4 protein-coding genes are annotated in these 6,125 nt (G+C 34.2%); 2 read left to right on the top strand and 2 right to left on the bottom strand.

All coding sequences use genetic code 11. The features are described from left to right. Nucleotides 1–353 (top strand): YbjN domain-containing protein (locus F6K54_RS26095; protein WP_293083995.1); only part of this gene is annotated, 353 nt, incomplete at its 5' end. A 632-nt stretch (nucleotides 354–985) separates the two neighbouring features. Here the strand turns inward: F6K54_RS26095 and F6K54_RS26090 are convergent. Together F6K54_RS26090 and F6K54_RS26085 are read right to left on the bottom strand one after the other, a co-directional pair. Beyond that, a complete protein-coding gene (locus tag F6K54_RS26090; RefSeq protein WP_293083992.1) occupies nucleotides 986–1,921 on the bottom strand; it encodes a hypothetical protein in 936 nt (311 codons plus the stop codon). A gap of 700 nt (nucleotides 1,922–2,621) precedes the next feature. Next, entirely contained in the window at nucleotides 2,622–3,008 is a 387-nt protein-coding gene (locus F6K54_RS26085) for a helix-turn-helix domain-containing protein (RefSeq protein WP_293083989.1), read from the bottom strand. A gap of 779 nt (nucleotides 3,009–3,787) precedes the next feature. Between F6K54_RS26085 and F6K54_RS26080 the strand changes: the two genes are divergently transcribed. After that, the gene (locus F6K54_RS26080) at nucleotides 3,788–4,753 is read left to right on the top strand and encodes an FkbM family methyltransferase (protein WP_293083986.1); all 966 of its coding nucleotides are present in this window, start codon (nucleotides 3,788–3,790) and stop codon (nucleotides 4,751–4,753) included. Nucleotides 4,754–6,125 lie beyond the last annotated feature (1,372 nt).

The following is a 6,125-nucleotide window of genomic DNA, read 5'->3' as shown; positions in this document are numbered from 1 at the left end:
ATCAAAAAGTGATGGTGGCCAAGAATGAGGCAGGCCATTTATGGAAGTTTCAATATGGCAGTGTGGAAGTATATGTCAGACTGACTGGACAAACAGACGATGATACTTTTGATGTCTGGTCTTATGTGCTGAAGTTACCAGCAAAAAATGAACCTCAGTTAATGCGTAGGTTATTAGAAATGAATTGGTTATCGACGATGGAATCCCATTTTGCTATTGTGGATAATCAAATTGTAATTCTGGCGACTCGTACTGTGGCAGAATTATCTCCAGGAGAAATTTCGCGGGCAATTACTATTGTTGCGACTCTTGCTGATGATAATGATGACATTTTGTTAGCAGAATTTGGGTAATAATTGAAGGGAAAAATTATTGGGATGTCTTAAGGTGTAGCAGTGGAAGGAAAGGTTAGGACAGATAAAAAGCTTAAAATTCAGGCTTGCACATTATGGAATAATATTACCAAAAATTAGTTTAGACTTTGACTAAAAAAATCTAATATTAATCATTCTAGCAATTGATTAATCCATAATTCAATTCAATCAAAAATCTCAAATTATTCGTCACTGTGCAACGCCGAAATTTAAGTTTTTTTTAGGCTTTTAAGCCTTTGTCCCTCTTCCTTCTTCTTTCTGACAATGGATAATTAACAATTGATAATTGATAATTAATCGAATCTAGGTTTAAAGCCTCTCCTTTTAAGGATAAAAAAACGGTAGTTATGCGCTAGCATAACTACGTTAACGGCTGTCGCCGACATGTTTGCGGAGCATGACCTAGGAAAAAGCGTAGCTTCCCGTAGGGTGGGATGGATGGGTTTCCTAACCATATCCAATCGACCAAGAGAAGAAATCAGATTTCCTTATATTAAATTCTGTAACGGTTTTAACCAGAGGTAATTATCCATTATTCATTATCCATTATCCATTATCCATTGATGAATTCTTCCTTCTTGAAAAACAAAGAAAGGGAGATAATTAAAACCTTATTTATTACTTATTTTCGGTTGAATTATAGGTTGGAGTTGTTTGACTAATACTTTTGAACGTATAACTCTTCCTTCTGGTTTGAGATGGTAGTGAGTATCAGCAAACAAGTTAACGTCAGTCCATAAATTTAACTTTTCGTCATAAATTAGAGGAGCAATTTTACCTAACTCTTCAGCAGTTTTCTCCACATTCTTCACAGTTTTTTCATTTGTATTGGCATAAATGATAGGTAGTGATATAACTAAACTTGCTTTTTTAGCTTCTAATTCTTCTCTAAATTGCTTAATTCGTGCAATTGAATGAGGAGTAACGGGTTTGTTAACTGTCATTTTCCACCATTTACTTTTACGCTCCCATGTTTTAGTCGGATCTCCCCAGTCTGTAATTGGATCGGCATAGTAATCTGGAACTTCTACTTGCTCAACTATATCTATAGCAGATTTTGTCAATCTCCTAAGACTAGGTACGCCTAAACCAAAAGTATCTTGAGCAAACTGCTTGGGTGGTATCCCTCCTAACCGTGGTTTTCCGATAGCTACTCCAAAATAAGTAGAGCGATCGCCTAATCCATCTTCATCTAATAACATTAAGTATTCAGGAATTATCAGTACGATATCTCCTGGACGAACTTGCTCCAAAATAGTAGGAAAAATTACATTTAGACCTAAATTACCATCTAAGCCAAAATTAAATACAGGTATACCAAGTTCTTCTTCCATTAGTTTAGAATTGACGGTATAGTGCGCTCCCGAACCACCAACAATTATTAGTCTTTTTGACCCTTCTACCTCCGCTGCTAATGCCACCTTATTGTAGTACATTCCGCGTAACCGACCAATTAAACCGCCATAATAAACATTGTAAAAGAAACCAAGAGACCAAGCGAAACCAGCGATAACTAACCAAGGGATAATTTTTATTGGATTCTTCATAAAAATAAAAAATCAATTTATCAAGTATATTCTGAGGGAAATTGTTTCCCTAGTTAATTATCTAGTATAGGTGACATCTCCCACACTAAGCTGATGCTATAGTGTGGGCTTCTCGTTTCGCAGTCCTGCCACTGCATTGGACTCCAGGAGCTTTAAGGACGGGATGCCCCGCCGCCCTATTTTTTAATAGTAACGGTTTTAATTTGAAAACCTTCCGGCAATGGTCGATGTTGAATCAACTTTACTTTACCAACTTTAGGTAAATTAATCTTATTTCCCTCAAGACATTCTTGCTTGATTTGAGGGTAAGTAAAGCTACGATAACGACCAATTTCATTAAATCTTGGTTTGCCTAATTTATGCCCATTTTTATCTGCTTTTAACCATCTATCAAAGGTAAGTTTTACCGAATTATTTAATAATTAATAATTCTGGTTTAAAGCCTCCCCTTTTAAGGAAAAAAAGCGGTCGAAGGATGGCGTTTTGCTCCGCAACATATAAAGCGGAGCGGCTCTGTCACTCTTCGGGTCTCCTCACCATATCCAATCGACCAATAGAAAAGAAATAATATCTCCTTATATTCAATTCCGTAACGGTTTTAACCAGAGGTAATTATCCATTATCCATTATCCATTATCAATTAATGAACGAGCAATTGTAGGTATGCGCCTCCCTTTTTAAGGGGATAAAAAAAATAAAATTACGTATTTTCTTGCCTCCTTATTGTAGAGGTACTGATAACTGATAACTGATAACTGATAACTGAAATTACCCGTTTAATACAATCTTGCAATACTTGAGAATGAATTAGTTTGTAGTTAGGAAATTTATCTTTAGTATTGACTAAATCTTTTTTCTGAGAGTAATAATCCGGGTTATTTTTTAGTTTAGGAGTTGGCATTATTAAAGGGCAAGAATTAATCTGACAGCGATTTTCTGACCACCACGAAAACCGCTCACCCAATCGATATTTGTACTGCCGACGCAACAAGTCTAGCCATAGTTCTATGGTAGACACTTGTTCTTGATTAGGCTTTAATTTGTACTGATAAGCCGTCCGCATTACTATCAACATTAGTTCGCTCATTGTTATGATAACGTCAACTTTTGAGTCTTGAGCAAAAAGCAATATTTGTAGATTAATGAGGCATTGAACCCCATTAATTTACCGAATAATTAATCATTATTAATTAAATAATTCAGCTTACTCTGCCTCTCCTTGGCTGCGCCGCGAGCTGTCGCTCTACAAGGGGAAAATAAATAAATAATATTTCCTTATGTTCAATTCCGTAACGGTTTTAACCAGAGGTAATTATCCATTATCCATTATCCATTATCCATTATCCATTAATGAACGCCGATTCATCTGGTCGCCAAATCAGAGATTATGGCGCGAGGCTTCTCGACGATTTAGTTAAAATATATTACTTCTGTGCCATCCCTAATATTTCATAAAGTTAAATATTTTCACCAATTAGTAAAGTCTTTGAGAGAATTATCAGTAGTTTTAGATAAATGAATAAAATTATTATGCTATAATGGGTACAATTATACTTCTTTTTGTAAGCACTTCCTACGGAATGCTGCGCAAACAGCTATTAGCTGTCAGCTAGCCTCCTCCGGAGGAACTTCGTTAACAGCAATAAGACTCTCTCCTTAAGGACAGTGTTTAAGTTGTAGTAAGACAATTAATAAAGCTTTTATCCTAAACTAAAAGCAATAGCTGACGGCTGAATGCTTACTTCTTTTTTCTTCATCTTGGTGTTATATGAATCATTGAGTATGGAGAGAAAGTAGTAAAAAAATGTTATGTTTCATTCAAATAGATTATTCAGTTTGTCTACTTAATTAAGAGGAATACAAATAATGTTAAAAGAACCATTGTTAAAGACTAAGAATTTTTTGAGAAATGTGAGGAATTATAAGCAGATACCTAATTGGTATTGGGTAGATAAAATTCCTGAGTTAAATATGAGTTTTAATGATGTAGAAGTTGAGCGTGGTTCAGATAAATTATTTCTCAAACCCCTAGATATATATGTTGAAAAGGAAAAATATGATTTTCTACTTCAAAAAAAAGCATTGAATCAAGCAAAATTTCTCAAGAAAAAGTTAAATGCTAAGTTTGCTATAGATAAAAATGATGAGTTAATTGTAGAAATAGAAGGAATTAAAGTAAATGTTCAAACAGCAGAAGAGCTATCTATTCTTTGGGAAATTTTTTGGTTAGGAATTTATACTTTTATTTACGAACGCCCCGTAGTTATGTTAGATATTGGCATGAATGTAGGGTTAGCTAGTCTATATTTTGCTAGTCAGGAAAATGTGAAATCAATCTGGGGTTATGAACCTTTCAATGTTACCTATAAACAAGCACTACATAATTTTGATTTAAACCCAGATATTTCTCAGAAAATTAAACCATTTAGTTATGGAATTGCTGATGCAGAAAAGAAAGTAACAGTCGAATTTGATTATGAATTAAGAGGAAGTATTGGAGTTTCAGAAGACCGAATAAACAATAAGCAAAATAAATCTCTCCCCAAAGAAGAGCTGACTTTAAAGCCTATTAGCGAAGAGTTAAATTCAATAATTTCTCAGCACCCAGATATGGATATTGTTGCCAAGATTGACTGTGAAGGATCTGAGTATGAAATCTTTGATTCTTTAGTGGCAAAAGGGCAATTAAATCAGATAAAAGTAATTATGATGGAATGGCATAGTAAAGGACCAGATAAGTTAGCTGAATATTTGCGTCAAGAAGGCTTTGCAATTTTTTCTCGTTTACCTCGTAGTAGTAATATTGGAGCAATATACGCTGTTAGAACCTAATTTAGTCTTGTAGAATAACTATCTATTATCTTTGGTAGGATAGGCTGATTTTTAACTATCCTACCCAGTCGATAAAATTGCTAAAACTGGGATGATAGAAACTATACTTTTTCAACATTAAAATCGTAAGCATTCAGCTATTAGCTGTCACTCTCAGGAACAAGACTTTCTCCTTAAGGAAAGTGTTTAGATTAAAATAGACTTTAAGGGCAAGAAATCCAACTTTTGTAGTAAGACAATTAATAAAGCTTTTATCGTAAACTAAAGGCAATAGCTGATAGCTGACGGCTGAATGCTTACTTAAAATCCTCAAAAAAATCAAGAAAATGGGTTGCCAAAAAAAACTTGACATGATATCGTAAATATAATGGAAAAGGTGCGCTCATATATACTCAAAAAAATAGTCCAAAAACATGATATTTTCCTAATTTAACCTCAAAATTATGCAGCTAGGAAAAATCCTGAGAAATCACTACAAAATAGTTCAGTAATCAAGAAAAGTTTGTAATTGAACGGGCGATCGCTACATCCTGAATCGAAAATATCCATACTCACAAATCTCAGATAAATTCAGATAAATAAAGATAGAGTACGGCAGTAGACTGAAAATTTGCCCATCAGAGAAAAAACGAGAAAATCCTCAAAAAGAGCGAGAAAATGGGTTGCCAAAAAAAACTTGACATGATATCGTAAACATAATGGAAAAGGTGCGCTCATATATACTCAAAAAAATAGTCCAAAAACGTGATATTTTCCTAATTTAACCTCAAAATTATGCAGCTAGGAACAATCCTGAGAAATCATTACAAAATAATTCAGTAATCAAGAAAAGTTTGTAATCGAGCAGGCGATCGCTACATCCTGAATCGAAAATATCCATACTCACAAATCTCAGATAAATTCAGATAAATAAAGATAGAGTACGGCAGTAGACTGAAAATTTGCCCATCAGAGAAAAAAGGAGAAAATCCTCAAAAAGAGCGAGAAAATGGGTTGCCAAAAAAAACTTGACATGATATCGTAAACATAATGGAAAAGGTGTGCTCATATATACTCAAAAAAATTAGGTCAGAAACGTCACATCTCCCTAATTAACCTCAAAATTATGTAGCCAGGAAAAACCCTGAGAAAACACGACAAAATAATTCAGTAATCAAAAAAAAATAGTAATCGAGCAGGCGATCGCTACATCCTGAATCGAAAATATCCATACTCACAAATCTCAGATAAATTCAGATAAATAAAGATAGAGTACGGCAGTAGACTGAAAATTTGCCCATCAGAGAAAAAAGGAGAAAATCCTCAAAAAGAGCGAGAAAATGGGTTGCCAAAAAAAACTTGACATGATATCGTAAACATAATGGAAAAGGTG

It is taken from the genome of Okeania sp. SIO3B5 (genome assembly GCF_010692555.1).
Lineage (GTDB): Bacteria > Cyanobacteriota > Cyanobacteriia > Cyanobacteriales > Microcoleaceae > Okeania.
The sequence above is the reverse complement of the archived record's forward strand: the minus strand, read 5'-3'. Positions and strand labels throughout refer to the sequence as shown.

Bases quoted from the DNA above. Each gene is read 5' to 3' on its own strand.
- F6K54_RS26080 (WP_293083986.1), top strand. From the start codon at position 3,788: ATGTTAAAAGAACCATTGTTAAAGACTAAGAATTTTTTGAGAAATGTG.
- F6K54_RS26090 (WP_293083992.1), bottom strand. From the start codon at position 1,921: ATGAAGAATCCAATAAAAATTATCCCTTGGTTAGTTATCGCTGGTTTC.
- F6K54_RS26085 (WP_293083989.1), bottom strand. From the start codon at position 3,008: ATGAGCGAACTAATGTTGATAGTAATGCGGACGGCTTATCAGTACAAA.